At 70.3% G+C, this 16,570-nt stretch carries 14 protein-coding genes, 2 tRNA genes and 1 pseudogene; 10 read left to right on the top strand and 7 right to left on the bottom strand.

From position 1 onward, the window contains the following. Positions 1-61 precede the first annotated feature (61 nt). The 5 genes from gyrA (at position 62) to KQY30_RS17515 (ending at position 5,604) form a co-directional block, all read left to right on the top strand. Positions 62-2,716 carry a DNA gyrase subunit A gene (gene gyrA / locus KQY30_RS17535; protein WP_302185320.1) on the top strand — a complete coding sequence of 885 codons (2,655 nt, stop codon included), beginning with the start codon at positions 62-64 and terminating at the stop codon, positions 2,714-2,716. Between the two features lie 87 nt (positions 2,717-2,803). Beyond that, positions 2,804-3,415 carry a DUF3566 domain-containing protein gene (locus KQY30_RS17530; protein ID WP_217307640.1) on the top strand — a complete coding sequence of 204 codons (612 nt, stop codon included), beginning with the start codon at positions 2,804-2,806 and terminating at the stop codon, positions 3,413-3,415. Between the two features lie 58 nt (positions 3,416-3,473). Beyond that, positions 3,474-3,547: transfer RNA gene (locus KQY30_RS17525), tRNA-Ile, on the top strand. A 181-nt stretch (positions 3,548-3,728) separates the two neighbouring features. Then, positions 3,729-3,863: a DLW-39 family protein gene (locus KQY30_RS17520; RefSeq protein WP_208857699.1), complete on the top strand. Its 135-nt coding sequence runs from the start codon at positions 3,729-3,731 to the stop codon at positions 3,861-3,863. A gap of 328 nt (positions 3,864-4,191) precedes the next feature. Then, complete coding sequence (locus KQY30_RS17515; RefSeq protein WP_217307639.1) at positions 4,192-5,604, top strand: hypothetical protein; 1,413 nt, start codon at positions 4,192-4,194, stop codon at positions 5,602-5,604. A gap of 45 nt (positions 5,605-5,649) precedes the next feature. On the opposite strand, the pseudogene KQY30_RS17510 reads toward KQY30_RS17515, so the two are convergent. Next, positions 5,650-7,175, bottom strand: a pseudogene (locus tag KQY30_RS17510) (serine/threonine-protein kinase). Between the two features lie 185 nt (positions 7,176-7,360). Then, positions 7,361-7,909 carry a transcriptional regulator gene (locus tag KQY30_RS17505; RefSeq protein ID WP_046504124.1) on the bottom strand — a complete coding sequence of 183 codons (549 nt, stop codon included), beginning with the start codon at positions 7,907-7,909 and terminating at the stop codon, positions 7,361-7,363. Between the two features lie 187 nt (positions 7,910-8,096). Here KQY30_RS17505 and KQY30_RS17500 point away from each other — a divergent pair. Further along, positions 8,097-8,169: transfer RNA gene (locus KQY30_RS17500), tRNA-Ala, on the top strand. Positions 8,170-8,401: 232 nt separating this feature from the next. Then, positions 8,402-9,397, top strand: a complete 996-nt coding sequence (locus KQY30_RS17495) for a helix-turn-helix transcriptional regulator (protein ID WP_217307638.1) — start codon at positions 8,402-8,404, stop codon at positions 9,395-9,397. 134 nt (positions 9,398-9,531) lie between these two features. Here KQY30_RS17495 and KQY30_RS17490 read toward each other — a convergent pair whose 3' ends face one another. After that, complete coding sequence (locus KQY30_RS17490; RefSeq protein WP_217307637.1) at positions 9,532-9,735, bottom strand: hypothetical protein; 204 nt, start codon at positions 9,733-9,735, stop codon at positions 9,532-9,534. 224 nt (positions 9,736-9,959) lie between these two features. Beyond that, positions 9,960-10,412, bottom strand: coding sequence for a peptidoglycan-binding protein (locus KQY30_RS17485; RefSeq protein ID WP_217307636.1), 453 nt, complete (start codon positions 10,410-10,412; stop codon positions 9,960-9,962). A gap of 584 nt (positions 10,413-10,996) precedes the next feature. On the opposite strand from KQY30_RS17485, the gene KQY30_RS17480 reads away from it, so the two are divergent. Together KQY30_RS17480 and KQY30_RS17475 are read left to right on the top strand one after the other, a co-directional pair. Then, on the top strand, positions 10,997-11,440 hold the full coding sequence (locus KQY30_RS17480; protein WP_217307635.1) for a peptidoglycan-binding protein: 444 nt from the start codon (positions 10,997-10,999) through the stop codon (positions 11,438-11,440). Between the two features lie 111 nt (positions 11,441-11,551). Further along, positions 11,552-12,019, top strand: coding sequence for a peptidoglycan-binding protein (locus KQY30_RS17475; protein WP_217307634.1), 468 nt, complete (start codon positions 11,552-11,554; stop codon positions 12,017-12,019). 96 nt (positions 12,020-12,115) lie between these two features. Here KQY30_RS17475 and KQY30_RS17470 read toward each other — a convergent pair whose 3' ends face one another. Both KQY30_RS17470 and KQY30_RS17465 read right to left on the bottom strand, forming a co-directional pair. Continuing rightward, positions 12,116-13,501: an ABC transporter substrate-binding protein gene (locus tag KQY30_RS17470; protein WP_217307633.1), complete on the bottom strand. Its 1,386-nt coding sequence runs from the start codon at positions 13,499-13,501 to the stop codon at positions 12,116-12,118. An 88-nt stretch (positions 13,502-13,589) separates the two neighbouring features. Further along, the gene (locus KQY30_RS17465; protein WP_217307632.1) at positions 13,590-14,339 is read right to left on the bottom strand and encodes a D-Ala-D-Ala carboxypeptidase family metallohydrolase; all 750 of its coding nucleotides are present in this window, start codon (positions 14,337-14,339) and stop codon (positions 13,590-13,592) included. 402 nt (positions 14,340-14,741) lie between these two features. Between KQY30_RS17465 and KQY30_RS17460 the strand changes: the two genes are divergently transcribed. Beyond that, complete coding sequence (locus tag KQY30_RS17460; protein ID WP_217307631.1) at positions 14,742-15,278, top strand: peptidoglycan-binding protein; 537 nt, start codon at positions 14,742-14,744, stop codon at positions 15,276-15,278. 101 nt (positions 15,279-15,379) lie between these two features. Here the strand turns inward: KQY30_RS17460 and KQY30_RS17455 are convergent, their stop codons facing one another. Further along, the gene (locus KQY30_RS17455) at positions 15,380-16,354 is read right to left on the bottom strand and encodes a ParB N-terminal domain-containing protein (RefSeq protein WP_217307630.1); all 975 of its coding nucleotides are present in this window, start codon (positions 16,352-16,354) and stop codon (positions 15,380-15,382) included. Between the last annotated feature and the right edge of the window lie 216 nt (positions 16,355-16,570).

The raw sequence follows: 16,570 nt of genomic DNA, 5'->3' as shown, positions 1-16,570 counted from the left end.
CCGACGGATCCGAGACCTCAGCCGACGGATTCGAAAAGGCCGAAAGGAACACTGACCAGCAATGGCCGACGAGAACACCCCTCACAACCCCGGCAACCCCGGCACGCCCGCCGTGCCCGACGCCGCGGCCCCGGAGACCGCCACCGCGGTGGAGGGCCTGGCGCTGCGCGTGGAGCCCGTCGGGCTCGAGACCGAGATGCAGCGCTCGTATCTCGACTACGCGATGTCCGTCATCGTGTCGCGCGCGCTGCCGGACGTACGGGACGGTCTCAAGCCCGTCCACCGGCGTGTGCTGTACGCGATGTACGACGGCGGGTACCGGCCCGAGAAGGGCTTCTACAAGTGCGCCCGTGTCGTCGGTGACGTCATGGGTACGTACCACCCGCACGGCGACTCCTCGATCTACGACGCGCTGGTCCGGCTGGCGCAGCCGTGGTCGATGCGGATGCCGCTGGTGGACTCCAACGGCAACTTCGGCTCTCCGGGCAACGACCCGGCCGCGGCCATGCGGTACACCGAGTGCCGGATGATGCCGCAGTCGATGGAGATGCTCCGCGACATCGACGAGGAGACCGTCGACTTCACGGACAACTACGACGGCCGCAACCAGGAGCCGACGGTCCTGCCGTCCCGGTTCCCGAACCTGCTGATCAACGGCTCGGCCGGGATCGCCGTCGGCATGGCCACGAACATCCCGCCGCACAATCTGCGGGAGGTCGCGGCCGGCGCGCAGTGGGCGCTGGAGCACCCGGAGGCCACGCACGAGGAGCTGCTGGACGCGCTCATCGAGCGGATCAAGGGCCCGGACTTCCCGACCGGCGCCCTGGTGGTCGGCCGCAAGGGCATCGAGGACGCGTACCGTACGGGCCGCGGCTCGATCACGATGCGCGCGGTGGTCGAGGTCGAGGAGATCCAGAACCGACAGTGCCTGGTCGTCACGGAGCTTCCGTACCAGACCAACCCGGACAACCTCGCTCAGAAGATCGCCGATCTGGTCAAGGACGGAAAGATCGGCGGCATCGCGGATGTCCGCGACGAGACGTCCTCGCGTACCGGACAGCGGCTGGTCGTCGTCCTCAAGCGGGACGCGGTCGCCAAGGTCGTCCTCAACAACCTGTACAAGCACACCGATCTGCAGACCAACTTCGGCGCGAACATGCTGGCGCTGGTCGACGGCGTCCCGCGCACGCTCTCGCTGGACGCGTTCATCCGCCACTGGGTGACGCACCAGATCGAGGTCATCGTCCGCAGGACCCGGTTCCGGCTGCGCAAGGCCGAGGAGCGGGCGCACATCCTGCGCGGTCTGCTCAAGGCGCTCGACGCGATCGACGAGGTCATCGCGCTGATCCGGCGCAGCGACACGGTCGAGACCGCGCGTACGGGCCTGATGGGCCTGCTCACGATCGACGAGATCCAGGCGAACGCGATCCTGGAGATGCAGCTCCGCAGGCTGGCGGCCCTGGAGCGGCAGAAGATCGTCGCCGAGCACGACGAGCTCCAGCAGAAGATCAACGAGTACAACGCGATCCTGGCCTCGCCGGAGAAGCAGCGTCAGATCGTCAGCGAGGAACTGGCCGTCATCGTCGACAAGTTCGGCGACGACCGGCGCTCCAAGCTGGTGCCCTTCGACGGTGACATGTCCATCGAGGACCTGATCGCCGAGGAGGACATTGTCGTCACCATCACGCGTGGCGGCTATGTGAAGCGTACGAAGACGGACGACTACCGCTCGCAGAAGCGCGGCGGCAAGGGCGTACGGGGCACGAAGCTCAAGGAAGACGACATCGTCGACCACTTCTTCGTCTCGACGACCCATCACTGGCTGCTGTTCTTCACCAACAAGGGCCGGGTGTACCGGGCGAAGGCGTACGAACTGCCGGACGCCGGCCGGGACGCCCGGGGTCAGCATGTGGCCAATCTTCTCGCCTTCCAGCCGGACGAGCGGATCGCCGAGATCCTGGCGATCCGGGACTACGACGCCGTGCCGTACCTGGTCCTGGCGACCAAGGCGGGCCTGGTGAAGAAGACCCCGCTCAAGGACTACGACTCGCCCCGGTCCGGCGGAGTCATCGCGATCAACCTCCGGGAGACCGAGGCGGGCGCGGACGACGAGCTGATCGGCGCCGAACTGGTGTCGGCGGAGGACGATCTGCTGCTCATCAGCAGGAAGGCGCAGTCGATCCGCTTCACCGCCACGGACGACGCCCTGCGCCCGATGGGACGAGCCACATCCGGCGTGAAGGGGATGAGTTTCCGCGAGGGCGACGAACTGCTGTCGATGAATGTCGTCAGGCCCGGTACGTTCGTGTTCACCGCCACGGATGGCGGGTACGCGAAGCGAACCGCGGTGGACGAGTATCGCGTCCAAGGTCGTGGTGGTCTTGGAATCAAGGCCGCCAAGATTGTGGAGGACCGTGGATCTCTTGTCGGCGCGCTGGTGGTCGAGGAAACGGATGAGATCCTTGCCATCACCCTCGGCGGCGGTGTGATTCGCACGCGAGTCAACGAAGTCAGGGAGACGGGCCGTGACACCATGGGCGTCCAACTGATCAATTTGGGCAAGCGCGATGCCGTCGTGGGTATCGCGCGCAACGCCGAGGCGGGCCGCGAGGCGGAAGAGGTCGACGGGACAGAGGACCCGGGGACCGACGAGGCGGGCGCGGCCGAGGTCGTCGCCGGGGGCAATCCGTCCTCGGCCGGGGAGCACGAGGAGTAAAGCGTGAGTGGAGCCACGGGCGCCGGATCGGCCGCTTCCGGAGCGAACGGTGCCCGTGGCCCTGCCACGGACTCCCAGGGGGTAACGGTGACCGATACCCGGGGGCACCAGCCCCCGTACGAAACCTATGGCGCTGAGCAGCCGCAGCAGGCCGCGCAGCCGTATCACCCGCCGCAGGCGTATCCCACGCCGGGCGGGGGGACCCAGGCGGGACAGCCGGGGCCCCAGCAGGGCATGACCGGTCCCGGCGGTCCGGGTGCGATGACCGGGCCGGGGGCCGCGGGCACGGCGGTACGCAGGCCGAGGACCGGAGCGCGCACGACTCCGCGGACGCGCAAGGCGCGGCTGCGGGTGGCGAAGGCCGATCCGTGGTCGGTGATGAAGGTCAGCTTCCTGCTCTCCATCGCGCTGGGCGTGTGCACGGTCGTGGCGGCGGCCGTGCTGTGGATGGTCATGGACGCGATGGGCGTCTTCTCGACGGTCGGCGGGACGATCAGCGAGGCCACGGGCTCGAACGAGAGCAACGGTTTCGATCTGCAGTCGTTCCTGTCGCTGCCGAGGGTGCTCGTCTTCACGTCGGTCATCGCGGTGATCGACGTGGTTCTGGCGACCGCCCTGGCGACGCTCGGAGCCTTCATCTACAACCTGTCGGCGGGCTTCGTGGGCGGTGTCGAGCTGACGCTCGCCGAGGACGAGTGAGCAGCGGGTATCGATTTTGGGGCTGGCCCTGAAGTGCGCTAATCTTCAGGGGCAGCGCGGGGCTATAGCTCAGTTGGTTAGAGCGCATCCCTGATAAGGATGAGGCCACAGGTTCAAATCCTGTTAGCCCCACCGCGACAATGGGTCCGTACGGAGCATCTCCGTGCGGGCCCGATTGCATTTATCCGACCGGCTGTTTTACTGCCTGATCAAGGCCGTAGTTGGGTTGCGGGCAGGTCACCGATCGGTATCGGTCGGTGTGTATAGTCGGGCGGCAGAAGTCCCCTACGTCAAGGAAAGACGAGGTCGCGCGGTGAAGAAGCTTCTCCTGATCGCACTGGCCGCCATTGGCGGGCTCCTCGTGTACCGCCAGATCCAGGCGGATCGCGCCGAGCAGGATCTGTGGACGGAGGCGACCGACTCCGTGCCCGCAGGTTCGGGTGTGTGAGACGCAACAGTCCTGAAGAGTGGAAGCCCCGGCCGCCGAGCGGCCGGGGCTTCGTGCTGTCGGGGGGCCTGTCGGGCGGCGGCGTGGACCGGGTGCGAGGCATGGGGCCGGGTTCACCGGGCACGGTCCGGTTCACTGGCGCGAACTGTTCGCTTGCGCGAGCAAAGTCGTACGGGTGAACCGGCCGGGTGGGACAGTGGCGGATCCGCCGGGGCAGGATGGACGGACGCCGCGACTGCTGCGGCGCGTAGGGGCTTTGGTCCGGGTCCGGCGGCCCAGCAGGATCCGAACGAGAGGCCCTGACGGCCGAGAGGGCGAGGGGAAGCGCGTGAAGTGGCAGCGCAGCAGGGGCCGGGCGGTGCCGGCCGGGGCGGCGGCGATGGGCATGGCGGTGGCGGCGATATGCGCCGTGGTGGCGCTGCCGGGGCAGGCGGTGGCGGCGGACGGCGAGCCGAGCCCGTATGTCTTCGACCCGGGGGCCCGGCAGATCGAGGGCGCGACGACCCCCGGCGGGGCGGAGTCGCTGGCCGCGGGTGCCACGTACCGCGACTCGATCGAGCCGGGCGGCAAGCTGATCTACCGGCTGGATCTCGACGCTCGGACGAACGCGTATGTTTCAGCGGTCGCCGTGCCCTCGCTCGGTACGACCGTCGCCTACGGGGACCGGATCAAGGTGTCCGTACAGGACCAACAGGGCCGCGACTGCTCTTCCAACGACGCGCAGTTCGGCTCGTCCGGCCGTTTTCCCCGGCCACTGGCGGCCTACGCGTACCGGATGATCGAGCAGGGCGCGCACGCGTGCCAGGAGGCCGGTCCGTACTACGCCGTCATCGAGCGGACCAGCGACGACACCTCCTCCCCCGAGCCCTGGGAGCTGGAGATCCACCATGTCGCCGAGCCGGGGCTCACGGCGGCCGGCCCCAGCGAGGCGCCTTCCGGCTGGCCCAGTGCCTCGCCGGCGCCGGCCGGGGGTACGGCGCGGGCGCGTGAGGGCGGTACGGGCTTCAACGATGCCGAGGACCTGACCGACGGCGCGTGGACGGCGTCCATCGAGCCGGGCGAGACGCTCTTCTACAGGGTGCCGGTGGACTGGGGGCAGCAGCTCTTCGCCACCGCGGGGCTGGGCACCACGCCGGGGCGCGGCTTTGTGAGCGGCGCGCTGGCGATGTCGCTGTACAACCCGGCGCGGGGGCTCGTCGACAGCGCCGGTTCGATGTCGTACTCCGGCAAGGAGAAGACCACCGCGTTCGACGCGCTGCCCCCGGTGGCGTACGAGAACCGTTTCGGTTCGCGCTCCGGGGACAAGGAGATGCGCTTCGCGGGCTGGTACTACCTGAAGGTCAGTCTCAATCCGCAGGTGGGCGAGGAGTTCGGTTCCAGTCCTTACGGGCTGACGATGCGGGTGGACGTCGAGGGCGAGGCACGGCAGGGGCCGGGGTACGACGGGCCCGCGGGCGATTTCACCGTGGCCGGCGGCGGTACGGACGGTACGGACGAGCCGGGCGGCACGACGAGCGACAGCACCACGATGGCGGTGGTCGCGGCGGGCGGGATCGGCGCGGGTACGGCGCTGGTGCTCGGGCTGGGGGTGTGGACGCTGGTCGCGCGGCGGCGCGGACGCCGGAGCCAGGGCCCCGGGCAGGGGACGGGGGCGGTGGCGGGTCCGGGATCGGGGCCCGGCACGGAGACCGGAACGGGGACGGCGGAGACGCAGTCGTACGGTCCGCCCTCCGCCTGGTAGCCACGGGAACGGGAGCGAGGGCGGGTCGGAGGGGGCGGATCCCGTTCAGCTCTGGATCTGGGTCAGCGCCCAGAACCCCACCGCGAAACACGCCAGCGCCAGCAGCAGCACCGGGACCGCCACCTTCGGGGGCGGTCCCGGCCGCTTTCCCAGGGCGTGGCGGGCCGGAGCCGACTGGGACCGGGGCTGTGGCAGGGATGGCGCGTGCGGCTGCGCCTGCGGAAGCGGTTGTGGCTGCTGGAGCGGGATCTGCGGGCTCTCCGCGGTGTACGGCCGGGTGTGGCCCTGCTCGTGCCAGACCGCCTCCGTCCGGGCCTGGGACAGGTCGGGCTGCGGTGTCTGGAACGGCGCCTGGTGGAGGGGGAGGCCCCGGACGGGGGCTGCTGGGGCTGCTGAGGCCCCTGCTGTTCCTGCTGTCGGCCGGGAGGCGGGGGGAGATGGAAGCTGCCGGTCTCCGACATGGAGGTGGGGGTGGGGGTCGGAGTGACCGGCGCCGAGGGAGGAGGCAGCGGTACGGACGGCTCGCCGCCGGTCCGCAGAGCCGCGCGGGGATCGGTGGACGGATCGGCGTGGGGACCGGGACCGGTGTGCGGATCGGCGTGCGGGCCGGCGTGGGGGGTGCCGATGCTGTACGAGCCGCTGTTCGGGCCCGTTGGCCGGACCTCGGGACGGAGGTCGGAACCCGCGTCCGCGACGGGCCCGTCGGGCCCGAACGCGGCGGGGAGCGGCCCGATCTGGTCGAAGATCTCGACCACCTCGTCGTCGATGTCCGGCTCGGGCAGCAGCTCCGCGGCCGACGCCAGCGCCTTGCGCGCGCCCGTGGCCGTACGGAACCGCGCGTTCGGATCGGGCTGGAGCAGGCCCGCGAGGACCTGCCACAGCGGCTCGGGGATGCCCTGCGGCGCCCCGGGCGTGCCATGGGCGAGGAACAGCTCCACCAGGGCCTTGGAATCGGGCTTCTGCGCCTGGAGCAGATAGAGGGCGACCAGACCGACCGCGAAGAGATCGGCGGGGAAGTCGGGCTCGGCGCCCATCATCTGCTCGGGCGCGAAGTAACCGGGCGTACCGACCACATAGTTGGTCTCCGTCAGGCGCGGCTCGCCCTTGCGCATGGAGATGCCGAAGTCGGAGAGCCGCAGATGGGGCCGGGCCGTTCCGGTGGCCTCCAGCAGGATGTTGGCCGGTTTGATGTCGCGGTGCACGACCCCTTCGGCGTGCACCGCGGCCAGTCCGGAGAGCAGTTGGTCGAGCAGGGTGCAGACGAAGCGGGGCGGGAGCGGCCCGTAGTCGCCGATGACATGTGCCAGCGATCCGCCGCTCACCAGATCCATGGTGAACAGGACCTTGTCGTCGTCGGCGGCCCAGCTCGCCGGGGCGAGGACATGGGGGTGATCGATTCTGAGCGCCTGTTCCCGGACGAAGCGGAGCAGGGTGTGCGCGTCGCTCTGCTGCAGGACCTTCGCCGCGACATAGCGCCGGCGCCGGTGGTCCCAGGCGCGCCACACGGCGCCGACGCCGCCGCGTCCGACCGGGTCGATCAGCTCGTACCGCCCCGCGAAGACCTCACCCATTGCGCCGCGCTCGCTCCCACGTCGTCGTGTCCGGGGGCCCGCCGCCCCCGGTCCCCGCCCGGTCGTCCCGCTCCGGTTCCCGTCAGTTCCGGTGCGGCTCTCCCGTGTCCCGTACCCGCTCGTGTCCCGTACCGCTCCGGGCCGGATCCGGACCGGCTCCGGCCCTGTCCCGGACCCGCTCCGGGCTAGCTCTGGTGTGCTTCGTAGTGGGCGACCGCCTCCGCGGTGCGCCCGGCGCCGTAAACCCTGAGGAACTCTGCCAGCTCGGGCTGGGTCGGGGCGAGGGAGTCGGCCGCGTCGATGATGTCGCCGGCCGCGGCGACCGACCGCAGCAGCGACTGGATCTCGCGGACCACCCGGCGTACGGTCGGTGCGCCGGAGCTGTTCGTGGTCTGGCTGGTACCGGTGAGGACAGAGCCGCCCTGCGACTTCTTGATCTCCTCCATCCGGTCGGTGGCCTCCCCCGCGCTGACACTGCCGTCGGCGACCTGACTCGCCAGATCCTGCAGCGCCTGGACCCGCTGGACCACCGCGGGATTGCCAATCTTCGCGCGTTGACCGCTCATCAACTGGGAGAGCATGGGTGCGGAGAGCCCCAGCACGGCGGCGAGCCTGGCCTGATTCAGGCCAAGATCGTCGATGAGCCGGCGGAAGAGCGCCCCCAGTGGCTCTCCGTACCAGCTTCTCTGGAGTTCTCTGGCTCTCGCTGTCGTTTCCTGCTGTGCGGCGTCCATCTGCGTCTCCCCATCGCTTCCCCATCGCGGCAGCTTCGCTGCTGCGAACCTCGTGGGGCATCTTACGGAGCGTGGTCGCGCACGGGGAGTCCCAATCCTTTTGCGGGATCCCGGGGAACACCCGGTACTCTGGTTCCCGGTGATGGACGAGCCATGCGTCGTGGCGTGGCCGTATCCCAGCCGTCCCGGGGCCTTAGCTCAGTTGGTAGAGCGCTGTCTTTGCATGGCAGATGTCAGGGGTTCGACTCCCCTAGGCTCCACCGTATGTATCCCCTCCTGACCTGCGGAAACGCGGGTCAGGAGGTTTTTGGTGAGGATGCCGCCGGCCGCGCTGTGCCTTGCCCGCGCCGGGGGCGTTTCGCGTGTTCAGCCGGGCCGTCGACGTGCCTCGGAAACTGGCGACTTCTTTTACGGAAGGTCAAGATGTCCTGAACACTGCCGCAGCGGCATGGGGGTTCGTCTCTCCCATGGCATGACCATGGAGTGGTGCTGGTGGAAGCGAGTGAAATGAGGGTCCTCGGGCTGTCCGCCGCCGAGGAGCATGTCTACCGGCACCTGTTGCGCAATCCCGGCGCTCAACTGGACGACGTCCACATCCTGTTGCGGCACAGCGCGGAGACCGTGCGGTCGGCTGTGCGGCGGCTGCGGGCGTTACAGATCATCAGGGAGGACGGCGGCGCGGCGTGGGCCAGTGAGCCGCAACTCGTTGTCGCCAGGCTCGCCGAGCAGCGTTTGGAGGATCTCTACGCGGAGATACGCGTCCTCACCCATCTCGGGCCGATCATCGACGAGTTGACGCGCGAGATGCCCGTCACGGCGGCTCCGGAGACGGTACCCACGGTTGAACGGATCTCCGACGTGAAGGAGATCCGTACACGCCTCGACGAGCTCGCCTTCTTCGCCCGCACCGAAGTGCTCTCCGCCGAGCCGTATGACGCGCTCAGTGTCGAGAACATCGAGCATGCACGGCCCTTGGACATGCGGTGCCTGCGACGCGGGGTCACCATCCGGAATCTGGTACGGCCCGCCGCGCTGGAGGACCCGCCGACCGCCGCGTACCTCACCGAACTGGCCGCGGCCGGCGCTCGGATCCGGGTGTCGGGCGAGCTGACCGAACTGATGCTGGTGTACGACCAGCACACGGCGCTGGTGCCGATCGATCCCAAGGACACGTCGAAGGGCGCGCTGTGCGCCAGGGAGACCGGGCTCGTCACCACCATCATCCGGCATTTCGAACGCCTCTGGGACTCGGCCGACGAGTTCAGCTCCCTGACCGGTCCCGCCGAGTCCGCGGGTGCCGAGCTCTCGGAGACCCAGCGGAAAGTGCTCGTGTCCATGTGCGCGGTCGGTACGGACGAGGCCGGCGCCCGCGCCAGCGGGATGGCTCTGCGTACGTACCGGCGCCACATCTCCGCCCTGATGCAGACGCTGGGCGCGGGGAACCGGGCGCACGCCGCTCTCCTCGCGCGCGAACGCGGCTGGATCTGACGCCGGTCCGCGAAGCGCCGCCGATCCTCCGGGTCGTACCGTGCTCCGGGTCGTACCGCCCCACGCTTGAAGTCCGCTCATGGAACCGGCGGCGGCCTGTTGGCCACCGCCGGTCAGCGAGAGCTTTTGTTCAGTTACTCGGGGCACTCCTCCGACGGCCTGTCACCCTGCCAGCCGTTCGCCGGGCCCTTGCACTCGTCCCCCAACGGCGGGCTGTCGGCGACAACGCTCACCCCGGCCGGTCCGCCGGCCTGTCCCACTGCCAAGGACACCCCGGTCACGGCCAGTGCGGCGACGGCTGCTCCCGCGAGCGCTCTGCGCGCCGTTCCAGCGATCATCCTCATAACGTCCCCCTCGTCATTCGAACCGCTTCTCACTCCGGCCAAGCTGTGCCCCGGTGGACCAGCCCTGCCGTAGCGGCAACACGGAGTCTGGCATGCGTCAGGGCCTTCGGACGCCTCGACCTCGGGCAGCCTCCTGCCAGTCGCGCGGCAGCATCCTGCCGGTGCCGCCGCCGCTGCCCGCGAAGGACCGGACTCCGGGTGCCGGGGCAGCCCCTGGTTCAGCAGCGGACGCCCGTGTTCTCGGCGAAGCGCTTGAACGCGGCCTTGGTCTCGGCCCCGGCGATTCCGTCGATCTTGCCGCCGTAACCCCATGGCCTCCGCAGGGACTGCTGGAGCGCCATCACCGTTCCCGGACCGACGATGCCGTCGATGGCGCCCTCGTAACCCCAGCCGACGAGGTACCGCTGCATCGCCTTCCAGCTCTGCGTGCCCAACGCCCCGTCGATGTCGCCGTCGTAATCCCAGAGGTAATCGAGGAAGCACTGCACCTTCTTGGCTTCCGCGGTGGTCAGCCCGAGGTTCACCACGGCGAGCGGGGTGATCTCCGAGGCCGTCGACCGCGGTGCGAGGGGCGCGGTCGCCGCGAAGCTCACCCCGCTTATGCCTCCGGCGGTGAGTCCGAGAACCGCGGTGGTGGTGACGAGAGCCCTCGACATGGCATTGGGTCGCATTCGTCGATCCTTTCCTGCGCACATCCGTGGCCGGTCGTGGGCGTCATGAAGGTGCGCGCGTCTGTGGACGATTGATCTGGAAGCCCGCGGGTTCGGTGCCGCGGTGGGCACGCGTCCGTACGAGTACGCGTACGAGACGGTCACGGGCGGCAGCGACGGCACCCTGTTCCCGGACTCGGGAACGGCGGCTCAGCCGCTGCCGCTCCGGTCGGGAGAGTGGCATCGACCGGCCGCCGGCCGGAAGGTGTTCAACGGCCGTGACCGCGTGGGGCGTTCGCGATCCGTTCGTGGCGTCCGGGCTTTCCGGGCGACCGGGCCTCTCCGCCACCGGCGTTCAAGCGCCGCCCGGCAGCGGTCGAACCCGACCGGCAGCGGTCGAACCAGGCCGGTTGGCCGACCGGCAGCGGTCGAACCCTGTCGGCCGACGCGTCCCGCCTCTCCGTCCCGCCGCCCACCGCACCGGAGTCCGGGGGGTGCCTCACTTTGGACACCTTTGACATGTCCGAGAAGGCGGAAGCACTCTGCCCCGGCCCACACGCGGAACCCCGCAGGATCCGACACAGGAAAGGACCGCCATGCGGAAAATGAGGCGTCTCAGAGCATTCGCCGCCACAGGAGGCCTGGTCACAGCTCTTCTCGGAACGGGAGTCGCCGTCGCGCCGACCGCCTCCGCCGCGCCCTACACCTGTACCGATGCCGGCAACATCGTCTACCCGTCGTACTACATCAGGATGCCCGTCAACTCGACTGGAGCCGGTGAGGTGGACTGCCTCCTTCCCGTGGGCAGCACCGGACCGGCCGTGGCGGCCCTGCAGCGCACACTCAACCGGTGCTATTCCGCCGGCCTGGATGTGGACGGTGTGTACGGAACGCTGACGAGGGCTGCGGTGACGAGCGCCCAGCGCAGTGCGGGGGTGACCGCGGACGGGGTGTACGGGCCCTACACCGCCGCGAACATCAGGCACGCCACCTGGTCGAGGGACGTGCCGGACCACTTCCTGGGCTGCCGTTTGTACAGCCCGAACTGATCACCCGCCGCCGCCGGGCCCGTACACCGGAGTCCCCTCACCCGACGGGACTCCGGTGCACGGGCCGGCGGTCCGACGCCGCCGTACCCGTACCGACTCACTGGAGAAAACATGAGCATGTCGAACAGGCCGAAGAGCGGGAGGGCGTTCGCCGTGGCGGGGGCCCTGCTGGCGGGGCTGATGGGCGGTCTGGTCACCGCGGCCCCGCACGCGACCGCCGCGATGCCGTACTGCAACGCCGCGTGGGAGAAGACCTCGCTGCCTCACCCCTCCACCTCGTATGCGTCGATTCCGCTGTACGACACGGCTTCCGGCAGCGGAACGACGGACTGCGTGATGGCGCAGGGCAGCTCGGGTGCCGGGGTCCGGGCTCTCCAGAAGAGTCTCAACGGCTGTTACGGCGCGGGGCTGGCGCTCGACGGTGCCTTCGGGGCCGCGACCAGGGAGGCGCTGAGAAGCGCGCAGAGCCGTATGGGAGCGGTGGCCGACGGGGAGTACGGGCCCGAGACCCGCGGGAAGATGTCGTGGGGCTGGTACAGCATCGAGACCGGCGCACGCGTCAAGTGCGCCCGTCTGTGAACGAGCCCCCGAGCCGCTGACCTCCGAGCCCCCGACCCCCAGCCCCTGACCTCCGAGTGACGGGCCGGGCCCCTGAGTGACGGACCGGCCCGTACGTCATCGGCTTCGCGCGGCCGGTATCCGGTGCTCCCGCAGGTTCCGGGTGAACTTCAGGGGCGTGGACCGGCCCGCGAAGAGGTTTCCGGCCTCGCTCCGCAGGGTCGTGCGCCAGGACGGGTGGACGGCCTGCTCCCAGTTCAGGGCGAACGCCGGCGCCGCACGGACCAGTTCGTACTGGAAGCGGGTGAACTCGGGGTGGGGTGACGCCCCGAGTCGTCGTGCGGCGTCAGCCGTGACGGGGACTTCGCCGGCCTTCAGAAGGGCGTCGGTGTGATCCGGGGTCGAGAAGGTCTTCAGGAAGTCGAGGGCCGCACCGCGCCGGGCTCCACCGGGGTGGGCCTCACTGCCGCGACCGGTGAGATCGCTGACCGAGAGGTAACCGGCCGGAGTGCCGACCAGGTTCCTCGGGTCGCCTTTCCCGTCCTCGACGGCCGGGAACGGGAGCCAGCCCAGATGCCGCGCGGCGAACTCGGGGAACCGTCCGACGAGGGCGGCGTGCTCGCGCGAGTCCATCAGATGCATGGCCGCCCGCCCCCGGGCGAACCGGGCGGTGGCCGATCCCTCGGTGTACGAGACGGTGGCGAAGTCGTCGCCGAAGGCCCCGGCGTCGGCCAGGGACGTCACCTCCCGCGCGGCCCGCAGGACCGCGGGGTCGCCCCAACCGGTGTGGTCGCCGGCCTGGATCCGGCGGAAGACATCGGGGCCGCCGAGGCGTTCCACCAGGTACGCCAGCCACATCACCTCCGTCCAGGAGTCCGAGCCGCCCAGTGCGAACGGCGTGATGCCCGCCTTCGTGACGCGGGAGGCCACCAGCCTGAGCGTGCTCCAGGTGGACGGAGGACGCAGGCCGAGACCGGCGAAGAGCGCCTTGTTGTAGAAGAGCAGCACTGGCCGGGTGCCGCGCACGGGGACGCCGTAAGGACGCTCGTTGACGTAACTGCCCGTCAGGGCCGCGGGGAGGAAGCCCGCCCCGAGCTCCGGGTTGTCCAGCATGAGGTCGTACAGGTCGATCAACCGGTACTCCTCCGCCGCGGTACGGATGGATCCGCTGCCCCAGTGGAAGAGGAGATCGGGGCTGTCGGCGCTGCTCAGCGAGGCACGCAGTTCGGCCTCATAGGCGTCGGCCGGTACCCGGCGGAGTTCCACGGAGGCGGGCGTGCCGGAGGACTTCGCCGCGTCCGCCGCGGCGGACCTGCCGAAGCGCTCGGCGGCCGCTTCGAGGACGGAGTCGGCGCCGTCCTCGGGAACGAGGACGGTGAGCGCGTACGAGTCGGCCGTCGGCCCGTCCCCGCCGCAGCCGGCGAGACCGGTGGCGACGAGACCGGTGGAGATCAGGGCGGCGGCGCCGGTGCCGAGGAACCGCCGCCTGTCGGGGGACAGCATGGGGTCAGTGCCTTTCCAAGAGGGACGGGCCCGGCACCGGCAGCGCGGCGCCGGGCCCCGGAGGTTCACCGGGAACGGCCGGAAACGGTCAGAAGCCGTAGGACGCGCAGCCCGGGGCGCTCCAGAACGGCGACGGGTCGTGGGCCAGGTGGGTGTGGTCGTTGTGACCCTCGTATCCCTGGCCGAGGATCTCTGAGAAGCCGGAGGTCTTGCCCCTCACCGCGAAGGCGCAGCGGCCGGCGACGGTGCCGGCCGTGAGGTCCGCGGCGTCACCGAAACGGTGGCGGCTGGTCGGGGCGCTGTCCGACGGCTGGCAGGCGTCGGAGCGGAATCCGCTGCTGACGGTGATGGGGTTGTCACCCAGCTTGTGCCGGATGGCCTCCAGCTTCCACATGGTCCGCAGCGCGTTGCTCTTGGCGGTGGCCGCGGAGACGGCTCCGCCCGCCCAGGTGGAGTTGCACTGGTTGAGCTCGGCGTAGGAGAAGTGGATGGGGGTGCAGTCGCTGTCCGACAGTTGGTTGATCTTGGTGATCGTCTGGGTGCCGGCGACTCCGTCCACGTCCAGGTTGTAGGCCTCCTGGAATCTGCGGACGGCCGCCTCCGTGCGGGCGCCGTAGACGCCGTCGTACGAGAGGCGCTCGCCGGAGGCCACCCAGCCCGCGACGCGGATCTGCAGTTGCCTGACGTCCTCGTTCGACTCGCCCGGCTCAAGGGGCAGGTTGGACCATGTCCGGCACGCGACCGCGTGCGCGGTGCCGGCGGTGGCGCCGACGCCCACAATGATTCCCGTCATGAGCACGACAATGGCAAGTACGGAGTGCAGAGCTCTCCTGAGCATGCCGATCTCCTCGGTCGATTGGATTCGTACGGGCCAAGGCCCCGAACGGCGGGGCGGCCCCGATTGGCGCGGCCAAACATAGGCACGGGCCGGGCATCGGGAAACCGGCGGACTGAACACCCCCCGGGCCGCGGCCGACGGGGAGCACGCCTGCCGAACAGGGCGTGCCGACCCGGGCCTTCCGACAGGGACGTCCGGCCGTCAGGAGATCGGCGAGAGCCCGGCGGGAGGTTGGCAGGATCTTGCCACTGCCCTGCAACCTCCTGCCTCCTGCGACCGGCGCCTCTCCGCCCGTACGGGAGCAGACTCCTTGTGACGCCGGCCGGCCCACGCATCGCCGCCGGCCCGCCCGTCCGCGAGCGAGCCGCTCGCGCTTTCCTCCTCTGAACCCTGGAGAGCCCCATGCCCCTGACCCTCACCCGCCCCCGGCGCGTTCTGCGCGGCACCGTGCCCGTGGCCCTGGCCGTCGTGACGGCCCTCGGCCTGAACGTCGCCATGACCACGTCGGCCTCGGCCAACATCAACGACGGCTACATCTCGGGATCCGGCGCCTTCGCGGACGACTGGGACGACGAAGGCACCCTGGCCAGGGGGTACCCCGGCACGTACTCCAACGCCACATGCCTGTGGCAGAAGGTCCTGTACGCCGACGGCTACCTGCTCAACTCCGAGGTCGACGGGGTCTTCGGCACCACCACCGAGGCGGCCACCTCGAACTGGCAGCGCGCCCGCGGACTTGAGCCCGACGGCATCGTCGGGAAGCTCACGTTCGCCAAGGCGGGCGACAAGCTGCGCGATCTGACCGGTGACGGCAAGGTGGAGACGTACGACGGGTCCTCCGTGGACATCACGGTCGTCCGCAACTCCAGCGGACGCTACGAGTTCTCGGAAGGCATATCGACCCACGTCGCCTCTTACACGAGTCGGACGTGTGCCTGAGCCCTGAGCCGCCCCTCGGACCGTTCGTACGTCGCCGCGCCGCCGGAGCCCGAAAGAGGGCCCTGGCGGCGCGGCGCTTGAGGCGGTCGGGTCGAGGCCCGTCACACAGCGATCCCCGGCGCGTCCTGCCGGGCACTTTCGTCCGCGACCTGAGCCCCGAAGCGCTGCCAGCCCTCCGCGCAGGCGCGGGCCACCAGTTGCAGCGACTCCCGCGAGTGGCCCGCGGCCGCCTGCGCGATCGAGTCGGGCCGTTCCATGAACGCCAGGGTCGAGGTCGCCAGGCGCAGCAGGGTCCGGCCCTGGTCGTTGTAGCGGAGGGACGGATCCCGCAGCAACTGCTCCAGCCGGGGCCGCAGGATGTCGGCCGGTGCCTCGGCCGGAGCGGGAGCGTTTTCGGGATTCGCCGCGAGCCGGCGGCGTACGTCCAGTGCCGTCCCCACGGAGATGCCCGCCCGGCGGGCGACGGTCCGCAGGCTCGCCTCCGGTTCGCGCACCATGATCTCCCGGGCCCGCTCCCGCCCCGCCCGGGCCGAGAGCGGACGGCGCCGTCCGTCCTGTCCGATGCGGAAGCCGGGCGTGGCCGCCCCCTCGGGGGCCGTCCGCGCGCGCAGTGCGGCGACGGTTCGCGGCGCGACGCCGCACACCGACGCGATCCACCGGTCCGACCGCTCCTGATGTGAGGCGAGGATGCGCTGTACGGCCGCGGCGCGCTCGTGCCCGGCAAGGGGGAGTCCGTGCGAGGCGTTGAGGCGTACGGCGGTGACGAAGGCCTCGTCGTCGGATCCCTCGAACCATCGCACGGGGACCTGTTCCAGGCCCCGCGACCGAGCCGCGGCCACCCGGTGCCGGCCGTCGACCACGCGCATGTACGGTCTGTGGACCAGAACGGGCGGCAGCACGTCCACGCGCTCGGCGAGCAACCGGACGTGTGCCATGTCCAGGCCTCCCAGGCGAGGTGAGTCCCCCTCGGCCAGCGCGCTGATCTCGACTGTCGCCGTGCCATGGTCCGCCGTCGCCGAAGTGCTGCCCGCACCACGGGCGTCGAGGTGCGGATCGCTGATGTCGCGCGTTGTCATCGGGCTCCCCCCAGGGCCGCGGCACGGAGCGGCACACGCACGCGCCTCCGCCGGTAAGAACCCTGTCAGCCGCCGATGCCGGGTTGAAGCGGCGTGGATGGCAGCTTGCAGCCACCTGCCGACAGCCTCTTGCCACATCCCTCCGGAGGACGGCGCTGTCCGCCGAGAGGCCGACGTCCGGCGGCGGATCTTCCGGTGGTGGAATACCCCCGCACA

The organism is Streptomyces sp. GMY02, assembly GCF_019056675.1.
GTDB lineage: Bacteria > Actinomycetota > Actinomycetes > Streptomycetales > Streptomycetaceae > Streptomyces > Streptomyces odonnellii.
Note: the sequence above shows the minus strand (reverse complement) of the source record. Positions and strands in the feature narration are given on the sequence as shown.